The sequence below is a fragment of the Stenotrophomonas sp. 86156_Sma genome (assembly GCF_056481625.1).
The window spans coordinates 2392242-2414216 of the sequence record NZ_CM151157.1 but is presented as its reverse complement, the minus strand read 5'-3'; the positions used below and the strand labels follow the sequence as shown (position 1 = coordinate 2414216).

The 21975-nt window shown below is 67.7% G+C and carries 23 protein-coding genes; all 23 read left to right on the top strand.

Features of this window, described 5'->3' with window-relative positions; genetic code table 11:
* Nucleotides 1-3: 3 nt before the first annotated feature.
* The 23 genes from ACZK33_RS11300 to ACZK33_RS11190 all read left to right on the top strand — a co-directional run bounded on the left by ACZK33_RS11300 (nt 4) and on the right by ACZK33_RS11190 (nt 21975).
* Nucleotides 4-420 (top strand): hypothetical protein, encoded by a 417-nt coding sequence (locus tag ACZK33_RS11300; protein WP_423174082.1) that lies wholly within the window; start codon nt 4-6, stop codon nt 418-420.
* Nucleotides 421-801: 381 nt separating this feature from the next.
* Nucleotides 802-1167, top strand: a complete 366-nt coding sequence (gene fliE / locus ACZK33_RS11295; protein WP_005409552.1) for a flagellar hook-basal body complex protein FliE — start codon at nt 802-804, stop codon at nt 1165-1167.
* Nucleotides 1168-1179: 12 nt separating this feature from the next.
* Nucleotides 1180-2826 carry a flagellar basal-body MS-ring/collar protein FliF gene (fliF, locus tag ACZK33_RS11290; protein WP_423175443.1) on the top strand — a complete coding sequence of 549 codons (1647 nt, stop codon included), beginning with the start codon at nt 1180-1182 and terminating at the stop codon, nt 2824-2826.
* A gap of 7 nt (nt 2827-2833) precedes the next feature.
* Nucleotides 2834-3820: a flagellar motor switch protein FliG gene (gene fliG / locus ACZK33_RS11285; RefSeq protein ID WP_024958226.1), complete on the top strand. Its 987-nt coding sequence runs from the start codon at nt 2834-2836 to the stop codon at nt 3818-3820.
* Nucleotides 3817-4458 (top strand): FliH/SctL family protein, encoded by a 642-nt coding sequence (locus ACZK33_RS11280; RefSeq protein WP_423175441.1) that lies wholly within the window; start codon nt 3817-3819, stop codon nt 4456-4458. The genes fliG and ACZK33_RS11280 overlap by 4 nt, the downstream gene beginning before the upstream one ends.
* A complete protein-coding gene (locus ACZK33_RS11275) occupies nt 4455-5840 on the top strand; it encodes a FliI/YscN family ATPase (protein WP_049421896.1) in 1386 nt (461 codons plus the stop codon). The genes ACZK33_RS11280 and ACZK33_RS11275 overlap by 4 nt, the downstream gene beginning before the upstream one ends.
* 3 nt (nt 5841-5843) lie before the next feature.
* A complete protein-coding gene (gene fliJ, locus ACZK33_RS11270) occupies nt 5844-6311 on the top strand; it encodes a flagellar export protein FliJ (RefSeq protein ID WP_005416437.1) in 468 nt (155 codons plus the stop codon).
* Nucleotides 6311-7447, top strand: a complete 1137-nt coding sequence (locus tag ACZK33_RS11265; RefSeq protein ID WP_423175440.1) for a flagellar hook-length control protein FliK — start codon at nt 6311-6313, stop codon at nt 7445-7447. The genes fliJ and ACZK33_RS11265 overlap by 1 nt, the downstream gene beginning before the upstream one ends.
* A gap of 223 nt (nt 7448-7670) precedes the next feature.
* Entirely contained in the window at nt 7671-8186 is a 516-nt protein-coding gene (locus ACZK33_RS11260; RefSeq protein WP_423175438.1) for a flagellar basal body-associated FliL family protein, read from the top strand.
* 10 nt (nt 8187-8196) lie between these two features.
* Nucleotides 8197-9201, top strand: a complete 1005-nt coding sequence (fliM, locus tag ACZK33_RS11255) for a flagellar motor switch protein FliM (RefSeq protein WP_032129211.1) — start codon at nt 8197-8199, stop codon at nt 9199-9201.
* Nucleotides 9198-9533 (top strand): flagellar motor switch protein FliN, encoded by a 336-nt coding sequence (gene fliN / locus ACZK33_RS11250; RefSeq protein WP_012510967.1) that lies wholly within the window; start codon nt 9198-9200, stop codon nt 9531-9533. The genes fliM and fliN overlap by 4 nt, the downstream gene beginning before the upstream one ends.
* Entirely contained in the window at nt 9530-9949 is a 420-nt protein-coding gene (gene fliO, locus ACZK33_RS11245; protein ID WP_125895418.1) for a flagellar biosynthetic protein FliO, read from the top strand. The genes fliN and fliO overlap by 4 nt, the downstream gene beginning before the upstream one ends.
* 1 nt (nt 9950) lies before the next feature.
* Nucleotides 9951-10730 carry a flagellar type III secretion system pore protein FliP gene (fliP, locus tag ACZK33_RS11240; protein ID WP_423175436.1) on the top strand — a complete coding sequence of 260 codons (780 nt, stop codon included), beginning with the start codon at nt 9951-9953 and terminating at the stop codon, nt 10728-10730.
* 82 nt (nt 10731-10812) lie between these two features.
* Nucleotides 10813-11082, top strand: a complete 270-nt coding sequence (locus ACZK33_RS11235; RefSeq protein WP_012510965.1) for a flagellar biosynthetic protein FliQ — start codon at nt 10813-10815, stop codon at nt 11080-11082.
* A 13-nt stretch (nt 11083-11095) separates the two neighbouring features.
* Nucleotides 11096-11887 carry a flagellar biosynthetic protein FliR gene (gene fliR, locus ACZK33_RS11230; RefSeq protein ID WP_012510964.1) on the top strand — a complete coding sequence of 264 codons (792 nt, stop codon included), beginning with the start codon at nt 11096-11098 and terminating at the stop codon, nt 11885-11887.
* A gap of 164 nt (nt 11888-12051) precedes the next feature.
* Nucleotides 12052-14184, top strand: coding sequence for a putative bifunctional diguanylate cyclase/phosphodiesterase (locus tag ACZK33_RS11225; RefSeq protein WP_121503205.1), 2133 nt, complete (start codon nt 12052-12054; stop codon nt 14182-14184).
* A 118-nt stretch (nt 14185-14302) separates the two neighbouring features.
* On the top strand, nt 14303-15433 hold the full coding sequence (gene flhB / locus ACZK33_RS11220; protein ID WP_423175434.1) for a flagellar biosynthesis protein FlhB: 1131 nt from the start codon (nt 14303-14305) through the stop codon (nt 15431-15433).
* A gap of 44 nt (nt 15434-15477) precedes the next feature.
* Nucleotides 15478-17538, top strand: a complete 2061-nt coding sequence (flhA, locus tag ACZK33_RS11215) for a flagellar biosynthesis protein FlhA (protein WP_177179529.1) — start codon at nt 15478-15480, stop codon at nt 17536-17538.
* A gap of 145 nt (nt 17539-17683) precedes the next feature.
* Nucleotides 17684-19306, top strand: coding sequence for a flagellar biosynthesis GTPase FlhF (flhF, locus tag ACZK33_RS11210; RefSeq protein ID WP_049461532.1), 1623 nt, complete (start codon nt 17684-17686; stop codon nt 19304-19306).
* A complete protein-coding gene (locus ACZK33_RS11205) occupies nt 19293-20180 on the top strand; it encodes a MinD/ParA family ATP-binding protein (protein WP_049401182.1) in 888 nt (295 codons plus the stop codon). Before flhF ends, ACZK33_RS11205 begins: the two co-directional genes overlap by 14 nt.
* Nucleotides 20177-20920 (top strand): RNA polymerase sigma factor FliA, encoded by a 744-nt coding sequence (locus ACZK33_RS11200; protein ID WP_049401180.1) that lies wholly within the window; start codon nt 20177-20179, stop codon nt 20918-20920. Before ACZK33_RS11205 ends, ACZK33_RS11200 begins: the two co-directional genes overlap by 4 nt.
* A gap of 57 nt (nt 20921-20977) precedes the next feature.
* Complete coding sequence (gene cheY, locus ACZK33_RS11195; RefSeq protein WP_006365466.1) at nt 20978-21370, top strand: chemotaxis response regulator CheY; 393 nt, start codon at nt 20978-20980, stop codon at nt 21368-21370.
* Nucleotides 21370-21975: a protein phosphatase CheZ gene (locus tag ACZK33_RS11190; RefSeq protein WP_006442968.1), complete on the top strand. Its 606-nt coding sequence runs from the start codon at nt 21370-21372 to the stop codon at nt 21973-21975. Before cheY ends, ACZK33_RS11190 begins: the two co-directional genes overlap by 1 nt.

Genomic DNA, 21975 nt, shown 5'->3' with positions numbered 1-21975 from the left:
ACCATGCATCGCCTCACCCTGCTCACCGCCCTGCTCTGCCCGGCCCTGGCCAGCGCCGCCGACTGCACCCTGCCCACCACACTGGACCAGCGCCAGTTCACCAACCTCAGCGACCCGCTGTACGCACCGGACAACCCCAATGCCGGACGCATGGTGCAGGTCAGCTTCGCCGGCAACCAGTATGTACTGGACATCCTCGGCACCGACCTCCGCATCGGCGGCAGCTACCGCTATCAGCGCCTGGCCCCGCATATCGCGGAAATCCAGATGACCGAAGCCCACCCGGCCGGCCCTACCCACTACACCCTGCTGCTGACCTGCCAGACCGACCACCAGGGCCGCTTCATCTACACCCAGCACGACGGCCCCATCGCACCCCGCCAGCGCCAGAATTCCGGCCGCTGGACCCTGCAGCCATAGGCCAGAAAACCGACGCCGGTTAAATGGCGCCTTCAATGGGGTAAGAGCCCGTGCCGACCAACGGTCGGCACCCACCATCAGCAGCAGGTTCCAACAGATCGCGGAATTCTGTCGAAGGCGGGGTGGGTCCGGTTGCGGGGGCGTGAGCGCCATGGATGGCGCGACCGAGCTTACATGGATGTACTTGCAGCGTCCCCCGCAACCGGACCCACCCCGCCCCCCACGGATAGCCCGCCGTTGACGTTGATTCGGCGGGTGCAGGGCGCAGCCTTGCCAGCACACCCAACCTCCTCACTTCACTGAATCGAAAACCGGTTTCGGCACGGCACTTGCACCTGCTCCAGCAGACAACCCCATCCCCTGTTTCTGGAACCGTTGCAGATGTCCCACTCCGTCACGTCGATCCTTTCGCAGATCCGCTCCTATCAGACCCAGATGGGACAGCCGGCGCTCAACCCGCTGGGCGAAACGCCGCGCAGCAACGCCCTGCCGGGCACGGTGCTGGATGCACCGCAGGCCCAGCCGGCCAGCTTCACCGAAACCCTGCGTGGTGCGATTGCCGGCGTCAACGACGCGCAACAGAAATCCGGCGCCCTGGCAAAAGCCTTCGAAATGGGCGACCCCAGCGCCGACCTCGCCAAGGTCATGGTCGCCTCGCAGCAGTCCCAGATCGCCTTCCGCGCCACCGTGGAAGTCCGCAACCGTCTCGTCCAGGCCTACCAGGACGTGATGAACATGCCGCTGTAAGGATAGAACCGCATGGCCCTGTCGCTCTCCAAGGAATCCCTGAACGCCGAAAAGGCGGGCCAGTGGTTCGATCGGCTGCAAAGCCTGCAGATCACCCGTCGGCTCGGACTGATGGCGATGATCGCCGTGGCCGTAGCGGCCGGGCTGTCCGTGTTCTTCTGGTCGCAGAAGCCCGGCATGGTCCCGCTGTATACCGGCCTGGACCAGAAGGCCACCGCTGAAGCGACCGACCTGCTGCGCGCCGCGCAGATCCCGTTCGCGCTCGACCCGGCCACCGGTGGCATCACCGTGCCGGAAAAGAGCCTGCACGACGCCCGCCTGAAGCTGGCCGGCTCCGGCCTGACCGACAGCGGCAAGCTCGGCTTCGAGCTGATGGAACGCGACCCGGGATTCGGTGTCAGCCAGTTCGTGGAAAGCGCGCGCTACCAGCACGCGCTGGAAACCGAGCTGTCGCGCACCATCAACACGCTGCGCCCGGTGCGCGATTCGCGCGTGCACCTGGCCATTCCCAAACCCAGCGCCTTCACCCGGCAGCGCGACGTAGCCAGCGCCTCGGTCACCCTGGAACTGCGTGGCGGCCAGCAATTGGAACGCAGCCAGGTCGACGCCATCGTGCACATGGTCGCGGCCAGCATTCCGGACCTCGCTCCGGAACGGGTGACCGTGGTCGACCAGAGCGGACGCATGCTCAGCATCACCGACCCGAACAGCGAAGCGGCGGTCAATGCGGCCCAGTTCGAGCAGGTCCGCCGCCAGGAAACCTCGTTCAACCAGCGCATCCGCGAGCTGCTGGAGCCGATGACCGGTCCTGGCCGCGTCAATCCGGAAGTGAGCGTGGACATGGACTTCTCGGTAACCGAGGAAGCCCGTGAGCTCTACAACGGTGAACCGCAGAAGCTGCGCAGCGAGCAGATGAGCGAGAACACCACCAGCACCCCGGGCCCGCAGGGCGTGCCGGGCGCGACCAGCAACAGCCCGCCGGGCCAGCAGGCCGCACCGGCAACCGCACAGACTCCGACCGAAAGCAGCAAGAACGCGACCCGCAACTACGAGCTGGACCGCACCCTGCAGCACACCCGCCAGCCGGCTGGCCGCATCAAGCGCGTCTCGGTGGCGGTGCTGGTGGACAACGTCCCGCGCGCCGGTGCCAACGGCAAGATGAGCCCGCAGCCGCTGTCGGCCGCCGAGCTGACCCGCGTCGAGGCGCTGGTCAAGCAGGCCGTCGGCTTCAACGCCGAGCGTGGCGACACCGTGTCGGTGATGAATGCCCCGTTCGTGCGTGACACCACGCCGGTCGAAGGCCCGGCATGGTGGGAGCTGCCGTGGGTGCACGACGCCGGTCGCATGCTGCTGGGTGCCGTGGTGGTGCTGGCATTGCTGTTCGGTGTGCTGCGCCCTGCACTGCGCGCGATCACCGGCCAGAACAAGAAGAACGACGAACAGGCACTGGAGCCGCATACCGCGGACGTGCAGCTGGTCGATGACGATGGCATGCCGCTGCCGGCGCTTGGCGCCGACCGGGCCAGCCTGGGCGGGCCGGATGCATTGGCCCTGCCGGTGGATTCATATGAGGAACGACTGCGGATGGCGCGTGAAGCCGTGAAGACCGACTCCAAGCGCGTGGCCCAGGTGGTCAAGGGCTGGGTGGCCAATGACTGAGGCCTCACTGACTGGCGTGCAGCGCGCCGCCGTACTGCTGCTTTCGCTGGGTGAGCTGGATGCGGCCGAAGTGCTGCGTCACATGGAACCCAAGGAAGTGCAGAAAATCGGCATCGCCATGGCCACCATGACCGACATCACCCGCGAACAGGTGGAACGGGTGATGGACCAGTTCGGCCAGGAGCTGGGCTCGAAGACCTCGCTGGGCGTGGGCTCGGACGATTACATCCGCAACATGCTGGTGCAGGCACTCGGCAGCGAGAAGGCCGGGAACCTGATCGACCGCATCCTGCTCGGCCGCAACACCACCGGCCTGGACGCGCTGAAGTGGATGGACCCGCGCGCGGTGGCCGACCTGGTGCGCAACGAGCACCCGCAGATCATCGCCATCGTGATGGCGCATCTGGAAACCGACCAGGCCGCCGACGCGCTGAAGCTGCTGCCCGACCGTACCCGCGTGGACGTGCTGCTGCGCATCGCCACCCTCGACGGCATTCCGCCGAACGCGCTCAATGAACTCAACGAGATCATGGAGCGCCAGTTCGCCGGCAACCAGAACCTGAAGTCGTCCAACATCGGCGGCGTGCAGTGCGCGGCCAATATCCTGAACTTCATGGACAGCGGCCAGGACCAGGCGATCCTGGGCGAGATCGCCCGTATCGACGCGCCGTTGAGCAACCGCATCCAGGACCTGATGTTCGTGTTCGACGACCTGGTCGACCTGGACGACCGCGAGATGCAGCTGGTGCTGCGCGAAGTGAGCGGCGAGCGCCTGGGCCTGGCCCTGCGCGGTGCCGACATCAAGGTGCGCGACAAGATCACCCGCAACATGTCGCAGCGCGCGGCCGAAATCCTGCTGGAAGACATGGAAGCCCGCGGCCCGGTGCGCCTGTCCGACGTGGAAGGCGCGCAGCGCGAGATCCTGGCCATCGTCAAGCGCATGGCCGATGAAGGCACCGTCACCATCGGTGGCAGTGCGGAGGCCATGCTGTGAGCAACGTCGTGCGCTGGCTTGCCCCGGACCTGCTGGCCCAGCCCGAACCGGCGCTGGATCAGGAGGATGCGTTCGAACTCACCGAGCCGGACCCGGAACACGAACCGGAGCCGCCGCTGCAGCTGCCCACCCTGGAAGAAATCCAGGCCATCCAGGACAGCGCCGAGAAGGAAGGGTTCGCCCAGGGCCATACCGAAGGCTACGGCCAGGGCCAGGCGGAGGTGCGTCGCCTCGCCGCGCAGATCGAAGGCATCCTGGACAACTTCAGCCGACCGCTGGTGCGGCTGGAGAACGAAGTGGTCGGCGCACTGGGCGAGCTGGCGGTACGCATCGCCGGTGCGCTGGTCGGCCGCGCCTATGAAGCCGACCCGGCACTGCTGGCACAGCTGGTCGGTGAGGCCATCGACGCGGTCGGTGGCAGCACCCGCGAGGTCGAAGTGCGCCTGCACCCGGACGACATCGCCGCCCTCGCCCCGCTGTTGAGCCTGCCGCCACAACAGCGCCTGGTGCCAGACACCAGCCTCAGCCGCGGCGATCTTCGCGTGCACGCCGAAGCCGTGCGCATCGACGGCACCCTGGAAGCCCGCCTGCGCGGCGCGCTGGATGCGGTGATCCGCCAGACCGGAGCCAATGCATGAACCCCGATCAGCAGCCGACGCCGCCACCGGCGGACTGGGCCATTGCCCGCAACCTGCGCCTGGCCCGTCGCCTCGATGGCCTGCGTGTGGATACCGCCCATGGCCGCGGCCTGATCCGCGAAGGCGTCCTGCGTCGCGCGGTCGGCCTGACCCTGGAAGCGGTCGGCTGCGAGGCGCCGCTCGGCGCCAGCTGCAAGGTGGAAGTGGTTGATGGTGGCTGGGTCGATGCCGAAGTGGTGGGCTTCGCCGGCGAGCGCACCTACCTGATGCCCAGCGCAGAGCTGCATGGCCTGTTGCCCAATGCGCGGGTGGTACCGTCGGCGCGACGTGGTGGCGTGGAAGTGGGTGAAGGCCTGCTCGGCCGCGTCATCGACAGCGACGGCGTGCCGCTGGATGGCAAGGGCCCGATCCGCGCCGAAGGGCATGTCGGCATGGCCGGCGTGTCGATCAATCCGCTGGCGCGTGAACCGATCACCCAGCCGCTGGACGTGGGCGTGCGCGCGATCAACGCGCTGCTGCCGATCGGCCGCGGCCAGCGTGTCGGCCTGTTCGCCGGTTCCGGCGTCGGCAAGTCGACGCTGCTGGGCATGATGACCCGCTATACCGCCGCCGACGTGATCGTGGTCGGCCTGATCGGTGAACGTGGCCGCGAAGTACGCGACTTCGTCGAGACCACGCTGGGCGAGGAAGGCCTGCGCCGCGCCGTGGTGGTGGCCAGTCCCGCCGACCGGCCGCCGCTGGCGCGCCTGCATGGTGCCTATCGCGCTACCGCCATCGCCGAATGGTTCCGCGACCAGGGCCTGAACGTGCTGTTGCTGATGGACTCGCTGACCCGCTTCGCCCAGGCCCAGCGCGAGATCGGCCTGTCGGTGGGCGAACCGCCGACCACCCGCGGCTATCCGCCGTCGGTGTTCGCCAAGCTGCCGGCGCTGGTCGAGCGTGCCGGCAATGGTGCCAAGGGCCGTGGCTCGATCACCGCGTTCTACACGGTGCTGACCGAAGGCGACGATCCGCAGGATCCAATCGCCGATGCAGCGCGCGCGATCCTCGACGGCCACATCCTGCTGTCGCGGCGCGTGGCCGACAGTGGCCTGTACCCGGCCATCGACGTTGAATCGTCGGTCAGCCGCGTGGTCACGGAAATCGCCGACGAACCGTGGCGCCTGCGCATCCGCAAGCTGAAGCGGCTGGTCTCGGCCTACTCGGCCAACCGCGACCTGATCGCCATCGGCGCCTACCAGCGCGGCAACGACGCGGCCACCGACGAAGCCCTGGAACGCTGGCCGGAAATCATGGAGTTCCTCGGCCAGGACGTCGCCAAGGCCGCAGATCTCCCGCACAGCCAGGCGGCACTGCAGCGCCTGGTGGAACAAGAGAGTTAAGCCATGAACCAGTCCAAGCGCATCGATCCCCTGCTCAAGCGGGCCCAGGAACACGAGGACGCAGTCGCCCGCGATCTGGCCGAACGCCAGCGCGTGCTCGATACCCATCTATCGCGACTGGACGAACTGCGCCGCTATGCCGAGGAATACGCGAACGCGCAGATGGCGGCGACCAGCCCGGCGCAGCTGCTGAACCGGCGCGCCTTCCTCGACCGTCTCGACAGTGCAGTAGAGCAGCAGCAGGCCACGGTCAACGGCAACCGCGAAAAGGTGGAAGCCGAGCGCGCCCGCCTGATCCTGGCCAGCCGTGACAAAGCCGTGCTGGAACAGCTGGCCGCCAGCTACCGCGCACAGGAAAAAGTGGTGACCGACCGCCGCGACCAGCGCGAGATGGACGACATTGGCGCGCGTCGCGCCCGCCTGGTACAGGCCGAAGATCAGGACGGCGCCGAGCAGGGAGGCCGCTCGTGATGCCCGCACCATTGGCCAGCAGCGCCAACGCGCAGCCGCAGCATTCCGGCAGCAGCGCCCCCCGCGCGCCACGCGGTGATGGCAACAAGGGGTTCAGCCAACTGCTGCAGGGTGGCTCGCCGGGTGCCGATGCACCCTCGAAACCCTCGAACTCGCCCATGCCGTCCACGCAGGGACCGGCATCGGACAGTACTGGCCAGGCCGGCGCCGAGCGCAGGCCGGACAGCGCTGCCGCCCCCGAAGAGACCGCCGCCACGGTGCCCACATCACCGGCCAAGCCGGTTGCCGAAAAGGACACCCCGGCCGCGACCGAGGAAGCCCCGTGGCCGCCACTCGGCCTGGCTGGGCTGGTGCTGGCGGCACCGGCGCCTGCCGATCCTGTCGCCGCTCTGCCAACAGTGGCTGCAACGGCTACCGACGCAGACGGCAACGCACTACCCGCCCCCGCCGCACTGCCGGCCGCCGCAGCCCTGCCATCCACAGCGGCGGCGGCCACATCGTCCACCACCAGCAGCGGCACCGACCAGACAGCCACGTTGCCGTTGCCTGAACTGGTGCTGCCCGGCAAGCGCAACGAGCGTGGCGAAGGCAGCGACGCACCCCTCATCGGCGACCGTGCCGCAGCGCCGCTGCTGCATGCGCCGGGCAACGCGGCTGTGCAGGATCTGAAAGCCGCACTCGCTACCGGCAACGCCATTTTCAACGGCGAGCCGACACCGAAGCCGGTGCTCGGTGACGATGGTTTCGACCAGGCCGTCGGCGCGCGCCTGGGCTGGCTGGCCGACCAGAAGATCGGCCACGCCCACATCCGGTTGAGTCCGGACGACATGGGCCCGGTCGATGTGCGCCTGCAGTTGAACGGCGACAAGGTGCATGCCAGCTTCAGCAGCCCACACGTGGATGTGCGCCAGGCACTGGAAAGCAGCCTGCCGCGCCTACGCGAACTCCTCGGCGAACAAGGCTTCCAGCTGGCTCATGCTGATGTTGGTCATCAGGCGCCCGGTGGTGACGGCAATGCGTCAGGCCAGGCCAGTAGCGGCGGCATCGCGGGTGACGGAGAACCGTCGCCGGGCGAGGCCAGCGTGTCGTCCGCGCAGTTGATCCGCCAGCGCGGGTTGCTGGACGCATACGCCTGACAAGCGTGCCAACCAAGGTTGGCACCCACCAGAGCGGGACGGTTGGCACCCACCAGGGCACCGGGGCAATAGAGCAGCAGCTACCCGTATCGCGTTGGTGGGTGCGGAGCTTGCTCCGCACGGCCCTACCGGCACCCCGACGGAATTCCGTCGCACCCCTCTGCCCCGGCTCCGGCACACCCCTTGCATATCCCGGTGAAGCAACCCTCAGGAGCTTCACCCCGTGGCCGCAGCCGCTGACAAAACCAAGAAGACCGCCGAGAAGGACAAGGCCGCCAAGCCGCGCAGTCCGATCCTGATCACCGCACTGGTGGCCGTGCTCGCCGCCGCTGCCGCCGGTGGCGGCGTCTGGTTCTTCACCCAGTCCAAGCACGAAGAGAAGACCGCGCAGGCCCCGAAGAAGACCACGACCCCGGCACCGGCGCAGTACTTCGCCCTGGACCCGGCCTTCGTGGTCAATCTCAACGGCCCGGTCGACGGCCCGCGCTACCTGCAGCTGGAAGTGCAGCTGATGACCCGCGACCCAGCCGCACTGGAAGCGATCAAGACGCATGCGCCAGCCATTCGCGCACGCCTGCTGATGCTGTTCTCGCAGGTCAGCCCCGACCAGATCGCCGACATCGCCGGCAAGCAGAAGCTGCAGGTCGCTTCGCTGGCCGAAGTGCAGAAAGTGCTCAAGGCCGAGACCGGCAGCAACGGCGCCGACGATCTGCTGTTCACCAGCTTCGTGACCCAGTAAGGGCCCACCGATGAATGATCTGCTGTCCCAGGACGAGATCGATGCCCTGCTCCACGGCGTGGACAGTGGCGCGGTCGAGACCGATGCGGAACCGCCGTCAGGCGAAGCACGTTCGTACGACTTCGCCAGCCAGGACCGCATCATCCGCGGTCGCATGCCGACCCTGGAAATGGTCCACGAGCGCTTCGCGCGCCTGTGGCGGATCGGCCTGTTCAACCTGATCCGCCGTTCGGCCGAACTGTCGGTGCGCGGCATCGAGCTGATCAAGTTCAACGACTACATGCACTCGCTGTATGTGCCGACCAACCTGAACCTGATCCGCTTCAAGCCGCTGCGCGGTACCGGCCTGATCGTGTTCGAACCGACCCTGGTGTTCGCCATCGTCGACAACTTCTTTGGCGGCGACGGGCGCTACCCGACCCGCATTGAAGGCCGCGAGTTCACCGCCACCGAAATGCGGGTGATCCACCTGCTGCTGAAGCAGACCTTCGCCGACCTGCGCGAGGCCTGGGCACCGGTGATGGATGTCGACTTCGAATACATCAACTCGGAGATCAACCCGCACTTCGCCAACATCGTGACGCCGCGCGAGTACGTGGTGGTGTGCCGCCTGCACGTCGAGCTCGACGGCGGTGGCGGCGACATCCACGTCACCCTGCCGTATTCGATGCTGGAGCCGATCCGCGAGCTGCTCGACGCTGGCATCCAGAGCGACCGCAATGATCGCGACGAAAGCTGGGGCCAGACCCTGCGCGAACAGCTCAACATCGCCGAGGTGACCCTGTCCAGCGTACTGGCCAGCAAGCGCATGACCCTGCGTGACCTGACCCAGCTGAAGGTCGGCGACATCCTGCCGATCGAGCTCAGCCCGCAGGTGCCGCTGTGCGTGGAGAACATCCCGGTGTTCACCGGCGAGTTCGGCATCGCCAACGGCATGAACGCCGTGAAGATCACCGCTACCCATCCGCCGGGCACCCGCCCGCGCGCCCCCGTCATCCAGGAAGACCCGCAATGAACGATATCGACGCCCTCGAACCGACCCCGGCCCAGTTCGGCACCCTGCAGGCCGAAGAAGGGGCCGGCGCCGACCTCAACCTGGACGTGATCCTCGACGTGCCGGTGACCCTGTCGCTGGAAGTCGGTCGTGCCCGCCTGCCGATCCGCAATCTGCTGCAGCTCAACCAGGGCTCGGTGGTGGAACTGGAACGCGGTGCCGGCGAGTCGCTGGACGTGTTCGTCAACGGCACCCTGATCGCCCACGGCGAGGTGGTGGTGATCAACGACCGCTTCGGCGTGCGCCTGACCGACGTGGTCAGCCCGAGCGAGCGGATCCGGAGACTGCGTTGAGCCTGCTGGCCTCCACCCTGTTGGCGGTCGGCAAGACCGCCGCACCGATCGGTCCGCAGGTCGGCCAGCACGCGGCCGCCGCACCGAGCCTGTTCGGTGCGGTGCTGGCGCTGCTGGCCGTGCTGGCCCTGGTCATCGGCCTCGGCTGGCTGCTCAAGCGCCTGCCCGGCAGCGGCTTCCGCCCGGCCGACGGCATGAAGGTGGTGGCCAGCCTGAGTGTCGGTGCCAAGGAGCGCGTGGTGGTGGTCGAGGTCAACGGCCAGCAGCTGCTGCTGGGCGTCACCGCTGGCGGCATCAACACCCTGCACACCCTGCCCGAACCGCTGCCGGCGCCCGCGCCGGTGCGCGTGCCGGACTTCAAGAACCTGCCGAATTTCGCCCAGCTGCTGCAGCAGCGGCTGCGCAAGGATCCCTGACATGCGTGTCACCCGTACCCGTCTTGCCACCCTGATGCCGTGGCTGCTGTTGCTCGCCCTGTGCCTGTTGCCGGCGCTGGCCTTCGCCGCACCCGGCGCGCCGACCACCCCGCTGCCGGACATCAACGTCGGCAAGATCGGGGGTGTGCCGGTCAGCCTGCCGCTGCAGACCCTGCTGCTGATGACCGCGATCACCCTGATCCCGTCGATGCTGCTGGTGCTGACCTCGTTCACCCGCATCATCATCGTGCTGGGCCTGCTGCGCCAGGCACTGGGTACCGGGCAGACGCCGTCCAACCAGGTGCTGCTGGGCCTGGCCCTGTTCCTCACCGCGATGATCATGCTGCCGACCTGGGACAAGGCCTGGAGCACCGGCATGGCGCCGTACCTCAACGGCGAGATCGACTTCCAGACCGCCTGGACGCTGACCACCACGCCGCTGCGCGCCTTCATGCTGGCGCAGATCCGCGAGACCGACCTGATGACCTTTGCCGGCATCGCCGGGCATGGCACCTACGCCAGCCCCGACGCGATCCCGTTCCCGGTGCTGGTCGCCTCGTTCGTCACCAGTGAACTGAAGACCGCCTTCGAGATCGGCTTCCTGATCTTCATTCCGTTCGTGATCATCGACCTGGTCGTGGCCAGCGTGCTGATGTCGATGGGCATGATGATGCTGTCGCCGATGCTGGTGTCGGCACCGTTCAAGATCCTGCTGTTCGTGCTGGTGGATGGCTGGGTGCTGACTGTCGGTACCTTGGCGGCGAGCTTCAATCCGGCGTGATCGAGAGGCAGTCGAGCATGGCTCGACTCTACAGAAGCACAGTCGAGCGCAGCTCGACTCTACATGAGCAGATGGAACCCGAATGACTCCCGAACTTGCCCTGACCGAACTGCGTGGCGGCCTGATCACCGTGTTGTGGGTGGCCGGCCCGCTGCTGCTCACCGTGCTGGTGGTCGGTGTGGTGGTGGGCGTGGTGCAGGCCGCGACCCAGCTCAATGAGCCGACCATCGCCTTCGTCGCCAAGGCGGCGGCGCTGACCGCGGTGCTGTTCGCGCTGGGCAGCCTGCTGATCGGCCACCTGGTGGAGTTCACCACGCTGCTGTTCCAGCGCATTCCACACCTGATCGGCTAGGACACGCGCTTCGATGGACGCCGCCACCCAGATGGCTGCCGACGGCCTGCAGGCCTTCGGCATGATCGGCACCGTGCTGTGGACCATGCTGCGCATCGGCGCAGTGGCCATGGCCATGCCGATGGTCGGTACCCGTGCCGTTCCCGCACGGGTGCGCGTGGTGCTGGCTGGCACCCTGGCCATCGCGCTGGCGCCGCTGCTGCCGCCGGTACCGGACTGGACCGGTTTCGATGCCGCCACGGTGCTGACCATCGCCCGTGAACTGGCCATCGGCGTATCCATCGGCTTCCTGCTGCGGCTGGTGTTCGAGGCCGGTGCGATGGCCGGCGAACTGATCGCCCAGGGCACCGGCCTGGCCTTCGCGCAGATGAGTGACCCACTGCGTGGCGGCACCTCCGGCGTGATCGGGCAGTGGTTCTATCTGCTGTTCGGCCTGCTGTTCTTCACCGCCAACGGGCACCTTGCGCTGATCTCGCTGGTGGTGGACAGCTACCGGGCGCTGCCGATCGGCGCCCCGCTGCCGGACCCGCACGCCTTCTTCAGCATCGCCCCAACCTTCCTGCTGACCGTACTGCGCGGCGCATTGACCCTGGCGATCCCGCTGACTGTGGCAATGCTGGCGGTGAACCTGGCGTTCGGCGTACTGGCCCGTGCGGCCCCAGCGCTGAACCCGATCCAGCTCGGCCTGCCAGTGTCGTTGCTGCTGGGCCTGTTCCTGCTGGCGCTGCTGGCCGGGGAAATGGGTCCGCCGGTACAGCGCCTGTTCGATGCCGCCTTCCAGGCTGCGGACACGGTCACACACTGACCGGATCATCACGTTTTACTGCTTGCCCTTCCCCCGGGTCTGCGCGTTAGAGTGAATACGCGGCAACCGGGGGGATGCCGCACGTGGCCGGCGCCGTGCGTCGGCCTGCCTCATGCATGCCCCACCGTGGTTTCCGTCGACAGGCAGGTCCGGGAGACTGACGAATGCTGGTAGGCACGTACAACCCGTGGCTGGTGGCGATCTCGCTGCTGGTGGCCGTGATGGCTTCGTACACCGCGCTGGCGATGGCCGGGCGCACGGTCACTGCACCCGGCAAGGGCGCGGCGTGGTGGTGGCGCCTCGGTGGTGGCTTCGCCATGGGCCTGGGCATCTGGTCGATGCACTTCATCGGCATGCTCGCCTTCGACCTGCCCATTCCGCTCGGCTACGACCTGCCGATCACCCTGCTTTCCCTCGCATTGGCGATCGCCTCATCGGTGTTCGCGCTATGGCTGGTTTCGCTGCGTACCCTGCCCCACCCGCGGTTGGCCGGTGGCGCGCTGCTGATGGGCACCGGCATTGCCGGCATGCATTACGTTGGCATGGCCGCAATGCGCATGCAGCCGGGCATCGACTACGACCCGGGCTGGCTGCTTTTTTCGCTGATGGTGGCGGTGGCCGCCTCGTGGACGGCGCTGTACGTGGCGTTCCGCCTGCGCGCGCAGCGCACCCGTGTCGGCGACCGGCTCGCGGCTGCCGGCCTGCTCGGGCTGGCCATCGTCGGCATGCACTACACCGGCATGGCCGCCGCACGCTTTCCGGAAGGCAGCATCTGCGGCGCAGCCGTCGGCGATGGGCTGCAGAGCGAATGGCTTGCCATGCTGGTGGTGGTGCTGACCGTCGCCATCCTGGCCGTGGTGCTGGTGGTCTCCTGGCTGGACCAGCGGGTGGAGGCGCAACTGCTGCGCCTGCGCAATTCCCTGTTGAGTACCTCACTGACCGACGCACAGCAGGAACTGACCCAGGCCGCACTGCACGACCCGCTTACCCGCCTGCCCAACCGCCTGCTGCTGCAGCGTCGCATCGTGCAGGCGCTGGCCGAAGCCGAACAGGGCGGCAGCCGCTTCGCGGTGATGTTCATGGACCTGGATGGCTTCAAGCAGGTCAACGATGCCTACGGCCACCAGGCCGGCGATGCACTGTTGGTTGCGGTGGCCGAACGCACGCGCCAGCTGCTTCGGCCCAACGACATGCTGGCCCGTCTGGGCGGTGACGAATTCGTGCTGGTGGTGCGCATCGAGCACGACGAGGACCTGCCGACGCTGGCCCGGCGCATCCTGCAGGCGGTCGGCAGCGGGCCGTTGCTGGCCGACAACGAACTGCAGGTGACCGCCAGCATCGGCGTGGCGATCTGTCCGGATCACGCTGCCAGCGAGCGGCAGCTGATGGCCTTTGCCGATGCAGCGATGTACCAGGCCAAGGAATCCGGACGCAACGCCTTCGTACTGTTCGCCGACTGGATGAATGACAGCGCCGAACAACAGTTCCGGCTGCTGGCCGACCTGCGCCGGGCCATCGGCAGCGAGCAGCTGTTCCTGCACTACCAGCCGAAGATCCAGGTAGCCACGCAGAAGGTGGCCGGTGCCGAAGCGCTGATCCGCTGGCGCCATCCGGAGCATGGCCTGATCCCGCCGGACCGCTTCATCCGGCTGGCCGAACGCAGCGGTGCGATCAATGAGATCGGGCGCTGGGCGCTGGACCAGGCCTGCCAGCAGCTGCGCCGCTGGCACGATGCCGGCCACGAGGGCTGGTCGATGTCGGTGAACCTGTCGCCGGTGCAGTTCAGCTCGCCGCACCTGCTGCAGGATGTGCGTGAAGTGATCGAACGCTACGACATTGCCCCACGCCACCTGGTGCTGGAGATCACCGAAAGCACGGTGATGCGCGATACCGATACCAGCCTGCGCCTGCTGCAGGCGTTGTCGGCACTGGGCGTGGGCATCTCCATCGATGACTTCGGCACCGGCTATTCCAGCCTGCTGTACCTGAAGCGGTTGCCGGCCACCGAAATCAAGATCGACCACGCCTTCGTACGCGACCTGGAGCACAGCGCCGAGGACGTGGTGATCGTCTCGGCGATCGTGGCGCTGGGCCACGCGCTGGACATGGACATCGTGGCCGAAGGCGTGGAAACCGCCGCGCAGCGCGCCTACCTGGAGCGGCTGGGCTGCGATTACCTGCAGGGCTACCTGCTCGGCCGCCCGGTGGATGCGGCGCGCTTCATGCAGCTGCATGACCTGCCCCGGCCTCGGGTGGAACTGGCGCAGAGCCCGCCGACGCAGCACCCGCCGGGGTAAATCCAGGCTGCGCTCCCACCTGCACTTGCTCTGGTAGATGCCAACCTTGGTTGGCACATGAACCCATCACGGAACACTTCTTGCACGCACCCCGGCATCCCCTGCCGCAGTGCCCGTGATGTCCGAGAACGAATCCGCCGGCGAAAAGACCGAACAACCTACCGAAAAACGCCTGCGCGACGCCCGTGAACAGGGCAACCTGCCGCGCTCGCGCGAGCTCGGCACGGCCGCCGTGTTCGGCGCCGGCGTACTGGCGGTGATGGCCATGAGCGGCTCGATCGGCCGCGGTGCAAGCGCCTGGATGAAGCATGCACTCAGCCCAGAGCAGAGCCTGCGGCAGAACCCGAAGGCACTGTTCGGCCACTTCGGCGACCTGCTGCTGCAGTTCATGCTGGTGATCGCGCCGCTGGTGCTGGTCTGCCTGCTGGCCAGCTTCGTCGCCCCGCTGGTGATGGGCGGCCTGCGCTGGTCGCAGAAGGCGATGATGCCCGACTTCAACCGCATGAACCCGATGAGTGGGCTCAAGCGCCTGTATGGCCCAGAAGCCATCGCCGAGTTCACCAAGTCGTTGTTGCGCGTGGCTTTTGTCGGCGTTGCCGCCGGGCTGGTGGTGTGGACCGGCTTCGACACCCTGCGCGGGCTGATCCACCACCCGCTGGAGACCGCCATCACCGACGGGCTCGGCTTCACCCTGCGCCTGCTGCTGGCCACCGCCGGCGCGATGCTGGTGCTGGCTGCCATCGATGCGCCCTACCAGCGCTGGAACTGGATGCGCAAGCTGAAGATGACGCGTGAAGAGCTGCGCCGGGAAATGAAGGAAAGCGAGGGCAGCCCCGAGGTCAAGGGCCGCATCCGCCAGCTGCAGCAGCAGATGGCCAACCGCCGGATGATGGAGGCGGTGCCCACTGCCGACGTGGTGGTGGTCAACCCCACCCACTACGCGGTGGCCCTGAAGTACGAAGGCGGCGCCATGAACGCCCCCAAAGTGGTCGCCCTGGGTGTGGACGAGACCGCGCTGCGCATCCGTGAAGTGGCCGACGGCAACAAGGTCGCTATTGTCTCCGCCCCGCCTTTGGCACGCGCCTTGTATCGGGAAGGCCAACTCGGAAAGGAAATCCCCGTGAGACTGTATTCGGCCGTCGCCCAGGTCCTGTCCTACGTCTACCAGCTGCGCGCCTGGCGCACTGGCCCGATGCCGGACGCCCCGCACATCCAGGTGGATGAATTCGGCAAGGGAGGCCGCCTGTGAGCGCCCAGCCCTCCACCGGTTTCAACACCCGCCGCGCGCTGGAAATGATCCGCCAGGGCCTTGGCGCACCGCTGATCGTGCTGGCCCTGCTGGCCATGGTCGTGGTGCCGCTGGCCGCACCGGTGCTCGACGCCCTGTTCACCTTCAACATCGCCATCTCGCTGATGGTGCTGCTGGCGGTGGTCTACGTGAAGCGCCCACTGGACTTCACGATCTTCCCGATCGTGCTGCTGATCACCACCATGCTGCGGCTGGCGCTGAACGTGGCCTCCACCCGCGTGATCCTGCTGAACGGCCAGAACGGCCATGACGCCGCGGGCAAGGTCATTGCCGCCTTCGGCGAGTTCGTGATCGGCGGCAACTACGCGGTCGGCATCGTGGTGTTCGCGATCCTGACCATCATCAACTTCGTGGTCATCACCAAGGGCGCCGGCCGCGTCTCGGAAGTGACCGCGCGCTTCATCCTCGACGCGATGCCCGGCAAGCAGATGGCGATCGACGCCGACCTCAACGCCGGTTTGCTGACGCGTGAAGAAGCCAAGCTGCGCCGCGAGGAAGTCCGCGAGGAAGCCGATTTCTACGGCGCGATGGACGGTGCCAGCAAGTTCATCCGTGGTGATGCCATTGCCGGCATCCTGATCCTGTTCATCAACATGCTCGGCGGCCTGGCCGTAGGCGTGCTGCAGCATGGCATGCCGTTCGGCGATGCCGCTGCCACCTACACCCTGCTGTCGATTGGTGATGGCCTGGTGGCGCAGCTGCCGGCGCTGCTGGTCTCCAGCGCCGTGGCCATGCTGGTCACCCGCGCCTCGCGTTCGCAGGACATGGCCCAGGCCATGACCGGCCAGGTGTTCGGGCAGTACCGTGCGCTGGCGATCACCGCCGGCATCATCGGCGTGGTCGGCCTGGTGCCGGGCATGCCCAACGTCGCTTTCCTGACACTGTCCGCGATCCTCGGCTTCATCGCCTGGAAGGTCTACCGCAAGGGCAAGGCCGCGGCCACCGATCCGGCAGCCGCAGGCAATGACGCTGCCGCGCTCAACGCACTCGGCCGCCCGGCCGCGCCGGCTCCGACTGCCGAACTGAGCTGGGACGAACTGCGCCCGGTCGATCCGCTGGGCCTGGAGGTCGGCTACCGGCTGATTCCGCTGGTGGACAGCAGCCAGGGCGGCGAACTGATGGCACGCATCAAGGGCGTGCGGCGCAAGCTGACCCAGGACGTCGGCTTCCTGATCCCGTCGGTGCACATCCGCGACAACCTGGAACTGCCGGCCAACGGCTACCGCGTGCTGGTGCACGGCGTACCGGTGGCCACCGCCGAGATCCACCCCGACCGCGAACTGGCCCTGGACCCGGGCAGCGCGCTCGGCGCGCTGGAAGGCATCGCCGGCAAGGACCCCGCATTCGGCCTGGATGCCACCTGGATCCAACCGCACCAGCGTGCCCAGGCTGAAACGCTGGGCTATACCGTGGTCGATCCAGCCACCGTGGTGGCCACCCACCTCTCGCACCTCATCCGCGAACACGCGCCGGAACTGCTCGGCCACGAAGAAGTGCAGCACCTGCTGGCCAACCTGGCCAAGAGCGCACCCAAGCTCGTCGAAGATCTGACGCCGAAGGCACTGCCGTTGTCGGCGGTGGTACGCGTGCTGCAGAACCTGCTGATCGAGCGCATTCCGATCCGCCAGTTGCGCAAGATCGCTGAATCACTGGTCGAACACGCGCCCAACAGCCAGGACCCGGCCGTGCTGACTGCCGCCGTGCGCACCGCACTGGGTCGTTTCATCGTGCAGGAGATCGCCGGAATGTCGGCGGAGCTGCCGGTGTTCACGCTCAACCCACAATTGGAACGTGTCTTGCAGGAGTCCACGCAGGGCAACGGCGCCGCGCTGGAACCCGGACTCGCTGAGCGACTGCACCAGAGCCTGGCCGAATGTGTCAGCAAGCAGGAAGCCCGCAACGAGCCCGCGGTCGTGCTGGTACCTGGCCCGGTGCGTGCCGCGCTGGCCCGCCTGGTCCGCCACAGCGTTCCGTCGCTGTCGGTCCTGGCCTACAGCGAGGTGCCGGAGGACAAGCGCCTGAAGCTGGTCGGAACGATCAGCTGACGCCGCCCTCCGATGCGCCAGAAAACAGACACCACTTTCGAACCAACGCAACAGACAGATACCAAGGGGAACCCGCACCGTGCAGACCACCGACCACCCGAGTTCTCCGACCGCCACCCCGCCGTCTTCGTCCCGTGACCACAGCATGAAAATCAAACGATTCGTCGCCGCCGACATGCGCTCGGCCATGAACCTGGTGCGCAAGGAACATGGTCCTGACGCCGTGATCCTGTCCAACCGCCGGATCGAGGAAGGCATCGAGATCGTCGCCGCCGCCAACTACGACGAGAGCGCCGTGCAGCGTGCACTGGAAGCCTCGCGTCGTGACATCGCTCCGCCGCCGGCGCCGAAGCCGCGCACCGCCGCCGACGCGGTGATCGCCGCGGTCACCCGCCGCCGCAGCAATACCCCGGCACCGGAACCGGTCGCCGCAACCACCTCGGCCGTGGCTGCCCTCGCCCGCGCTGCGGTCGGCGCCACCGGCCGCACCCTGGACAGCGCCGACGAGATCGTGCCGACCCGCGGCAGCACCGGCTTCGCCGCCACCCTGGCACGCGCCGCCGTCAACGAACCGGCGCTGCCGGATCAGATCTTCGCTCCGTTCGCCGAAGCCATCGTCGCACCGGCGCCCAGCACCGCCGCACCGGCCAACCGCGCCCGCTTCCAGATCGACCCGCCGCACGAGACGCATCACGAAAGCGCGGCGTCGGCCGTGCAGCCGCCGCCGCTGCCGACCGCTGCCGTGACCGAAGCGCAGCCCGGGATCGTCGCCAGCGAACCGGCACCGGTCGAAGCCAGCGACGAAACCGGCGCTGCCCCCGTGCTGGCCCCAGCCCCGGCACTGACCCTGGTGGCCCAGGACGACGCCGAGATCCGCCAGCTGCGCCAGGAAGTGGCCGGCATGCGCCATGTGATCGAGCGCGAGATGAACCGCTTCACCGACGAGCGCCTGCGCGGCTGCCCGGTGCGCGCCACCGCGCTGGACCTGATGGACGAGTATGGCTTCGATGCCGGCCTGGCCCGCGACGTGGCCATGCAGATCCCGCTGGAGACCGAAGCCCACCGTGGCCGTGGCCTGATGCTGGGGCTGATCTCGCGCAAGCTGCCGATCGCCCCGGTCGACCCGCTGGAAGAAGGCGGCGTGATCGCCCTGGTCGGCCCGACCGGCGCTGGCAAGACCACCACCATCGCCAAGCTGGCCTCGCGCTTCGCCGAGAAGCACGCGCCGCGTGACGTGGCCCTGGTCACCACCGACACCACCCGCATCGGTGCCCGCGAGCAGCTGTACGGCTACGGCCGCCAGCTCGGCATCGCCGTGCACGAGGCCAACAGCGGCACCGACCTGGACCAGCTGCTGGAACGCCTGAAGGACTACAAGCTGGTGCTGATCGACACCGCCGGCCTGGGCCCGCGCGACCGCGCCCTGGCCGCCCAGCTGCAGTGGCTGCGTGCCGCCCGCCAGGTCCGCACCCTGCTGGTGCTGCCGGCCAACACCAGCTTCGGCGACATGGACGAGGTGGTCCGCCGCTTCGGCGCGGCCAACCTGCAGGGCCTGGTACTGAGCAAGCTGGACGAGACCGGCCGCTTCGGCAACGCCCTGTCGGTGGCCGTGGATCATGCCTTGCCGATCACCTGGGTGACCGATGGCCAGGACGTCCCGGAGGACCTGCACCGGGCCAGTGCAGCCAATCTTGTACTTCGCCTTGAAGATTTGCGCCGCGCGGCCGATATGCCCTGCAACCCGGAGTTGAACCATGCCGTCGCGTGAGTACGCCAAGCTGACCAAGACCTTCCCGCTGTCGGCCACCCGCAGCGAGCCGCTCGGCCCTGTGCGCACCATTGCGGTCACTGGCGGCAAGGGCGGCGTGGGCAAGACGAATGTGTCGGCCAACCTGGCCGTGGCACTGGCTGGCATGGGCAAGCGCACGCTGCTGCTGGACGCCGACCTCGGCCTGGCCAACATCGACGTGATCCTGGGGCTGAACCCCACCTTTACGCTGGCCGACTTGGTCGCCGGCCGCTGCACGCTGGATGACGTCATCGTCGAAGGCCCGAACGGCGTGCTGGTGGTCCCGGCCGCATCCGGCCGCCGCCACATGGCCGAGCTGGCCCCGGCCGAGCACGTTGGCCTGGTCAACGTGTTCTCCGAACTGGAGCGCGAGCTGGACATCATGGTGGTGGACACTGCCGCGGGCATCACCGATGGCGTGCTGACCTTCTGCCAGGCCGCACAGGACACCGTGGTGGTGGTCTGTGACGAGCCGGCCTCGATCACCGACGCCTACGCACTGATCAAGGTGCTGTCGCGCGAGCGCGGCGTGGACCGCATCCAGGTGGTGGCCAACATGGTGCGCGACCCGAACGAGGGCCGCGTGCTGTACGAAAAGCTGACCCGCGTCTGCGAGAAGTTCCTTGCCGATGTCTCGCTGAACTACCTCGGCTGCGTGCCGCAGGATGACTGGCTGCGCCTGTCGGTGCAGCGCCAGCAGCCGGTGGTGAAGGCCTATCCGTCCAGCCCGGCGGCGCTGGCGATCACCGAGATCGCGCGCCGTACCGCGCGCTGGCAGGCGCCGACCGAACCGCGTGGCGGCGTCGAGTTCTTCCTCGAACGCATCCTCAAGCAGCGTGGGGTGACGGCATGAAAGGCGCAGCCCAGTACAGGGAAGTGCAGCGCTCGGCGGCGAACGAAGTCATCGCCCAGCATTCGGACCTGGTGCGGCGCATCGCCCACCACCTGGCCGCGCGCCTGCCGGCCAGCGTCGAGGTCGACGACCTGATCCAGGCCGGCATGATGGGACTGATCGAAGCCTCGCGCAGCTATGACGCCGACCAGGGTGCTTCTTTCGAGACCTACGCCTCGATCCGCATCCGTGGTTCGATGATCGACGAGATCCGCCGTGGTGACTGGGTCCCGCGTTCGGTGCACCGCCGTGCACGTGATGCCGCCGCCACCATCCGCCGCCTGGAACAGAGCAGTGGCCGTGCCGCCAGCGCCACTGAAGTGGCCGCCGCGATGGAGATGCCGCTGCCCGAGTACCTGCGGCTGATGGAAGACGCTGCACGTGGCCAGGTGCTGAGCCTGGAATCGCGCATCGAGGACCAGGGCGAGCTGGACACCGTCGCCCAGGGCGGGCCGACACCGCAGCAGGTACTGGAGCGCGGCGAGTTCGGTCGCGAGCTGGGCAAGGCCATCGGCCACCTGCCCGAGCGCGAACAACTGGTGCTCTCGCTGTACTACGAGCAGGAACTGAACCTGAAGGAGATCGGCGCGGTGCTCGGCGTGAGCGAGTCGCGGGTCTGCCAGATCCACGGCCAGGCGGTACTGCGCCTGCGTGGCCGGCTGAAGCTGTTCGAGGCTGCCGACGCAGGCCTCGAAGAATGAACATCCCCGAGGCGGCTGCCCCCGGCCATCCGGAATGAACAACAAAGGAATTCTGCTTTGAACAAGAACATGCGCATCCTGATCGTCGACGACTTCTCGACCATGCGTCGAATCGTCAAGAACCTGCTGGGCGATCTGGGCTTCACCAATACCGCCGAAGCCGAGGACGGGCATGCCGCGCTGTCGCTGCTGCAGAGCCAGCCGTTCGATTTCGTGGTCACCGACTGGAACATGCCGGTGATGACCGGCATCGAGCTGCTCAAGGCCATCCGTGCCGATGCCAAGCTGAAGACCCTGCCGGTGCTGATGGTCACGGCAGAAGCCAAGCGCGAGCAGATCATCGAAGCTGCCCAGAGCGGCGTGAACGGCTACATCATCAAGCCGTTCACCGCGCAGACGCTGGAAGAGAAGCTCGGCAAGATCTTCGAACGCCTGGCGGCCAGCGCCTGATGGATACCACGGTCGACAAGAACGCCCTCGCCCTGCGCCTGCAGGAGGCCCTGGACGCGCTCGAATCCGGTGACGAGGCCGCCTGGCGGCAGCGCATCGACGGGCTGGTCGCGCTGCGCACGCAGCCGATGATGAGCGGCCTCTCGCGGCTGGCCCGCGAGCTGGGACAGGCGCTGGGCGAACTGCCGACCGTGCCGAGCGAAGCCGGCGAACTGGACGACGCCTGCGCGCGACTGGACCACGTGGTGGCGATGACCGAACAGGCGACGCACCGCACCCTGGACCTGGCCGAGGAATGCCGCAGCCTGACCGAACAGCTGCGCGCCGAAGGCCTGCAGCCGGGCCAGGACGCGCAGCTCGAGCGCATCCGCCACAACCTGACCGAGATCGCCCTGACCCAGAGCTACCAGGACCTGACCGGGCAGATCATCCGTCGCGTGGTCGGCATCGTCCGCCGCGTGCACGAAGGCTTCGGCGCGCTCGGCCTGCCGCCGGAACAGCATCGCACCGACCCGGAACTGGCCGGGCCGGCACTGAAGGGACTGGACCGCCACGCGGTCTCGCAGAACGACGCCGACGACCTGTTGTCGGATCTGGGGCTGTAA

Excerpts from the sequence above, each read along its gene's own strand:
- fliE (WP_005409552.1), top strand. The coding sequence starts at position 802 with ATGTCCCACTCCGTCACGTCGATCCTTTCGCAGATCCGCTCCTATCAG.
- fliN (WP_012510967.1), top strand. The coding sequence starts at position 9,198 with ATGAACGATATCGACGCCCTCGAACCGACCCCGGCCCAGTTCGGCACC.
- ACZK33_RS11205 (WP_049401182.1), top strand. The coding sequence starts at position 19,293 with ATGCCGTCGCGTGAGTACGCCAAGCTGACCAAGACCTTCCCGCTGTCG.
- ACZK33_RS11265 (WP_423175440.1), top strand. The coding sequence starts at position 6,311 with ATGCCCGCACCATTGGCCAGCAGCGCCAACGCGCAGCCGCAGCATTCC.
- fliP (WP_423175436.1), top strand. The coding sequence starts at position 9,951 with ATGCGTGTCACCCGTACCCGTCTTGCCACCCTGATGCCGTGGCTGCTG.
- flhB (WP_423175434.1), top strand. The coding sequence starts at position 14,303 with ATGTCCGAGAACGAATCCGCCGGCGAAAAGACCGAACAACCTACCGAA.
- ACZK33_RS11190 (WP_006442968.1), top strand. The coding sequence starts at position 21,370 with ATGGATACCACGGTCGACAAGAACGCCCTCGCCCTGCGCCTGCAGGAG.
- flhF (WP_049461532.1), top strand. The coding sequence starts at position 17,684 with ATGAAAATCAAACGATTCGTCGCCGCCGACATGCGCTCGGCCATGAAC.
- fliJ (WP_005416437.1), top strand. The coding sequence starts at position 5,844 with ATGAACCAGTCCAAGCGCATCGATCCCCTGCTCAAGCGGGCCCAGGAA.
- fliR (WP_012510964.1), top strand. The coding sequence starts at position 11,096 with ATGGACGCCGCCACCCAGATGGCTGCCGACGGCCTGCAGGCCTTCGGC.
- ACZK33_RS11200 (WP_049401180.1), top strand. The coding sequence starts at position 20,177 with ATGAAAGGCGCAGCCCAGTACAGGGAAGTGCAGCGCTCGGCGGCGAAC.
- ACZK33_RS11225 (WP_121503205.1), top strand. The coding sequence starts at position 12,052 with ATGCTGGTAGGCACGTACAACCCGTGGCTGGTGGCGATCTCGCTGCTG.
- ACZK33_RS11235 (WP_012510965.1), top strand. The coding sequence starts at position 10,813 with ATGACTCCCGAACTTGCCCTGACCGAACTGCGTGGCGGCCTGATCACC.
- fliM (WP_032129211.1), top strand. The coding sequence starts at position 8,197 with ATGAATGATCTGCTGTCCCAGGACGAGATCGATGCCCTGCTCCACGGC.
- flhA (WP_177179529.1), top strand. The coding sequence starts at position 15,478 with ATGATCCGCCAGGGCCTTGGCGCACCGCTGATCGTGCTGGCCCTGCTG.
- fliF (WP_423175443.1), top strand. The coding sequence starts at position 1,180 with ATGGCCCTGTCGCTCTCCAAGGAATCCCTGAACGCCGAAAAGGCGGGC.
- ACZK33_RS11300 (WP_423174082.1), top strand. The coding sequence starts at position 4 with ATGCATCGCCTCACCCTGCTCACCGCCCTGCTCTGCCCGGCCCTGGCC.
- ACZK33_RS11275 (WP_049421896.1), top strand. The coding sequence starts at position 4,455 with ATGAACCCCGATCAGCAGCCGACGCCGCCACCGGCGGACTGGGCCATT.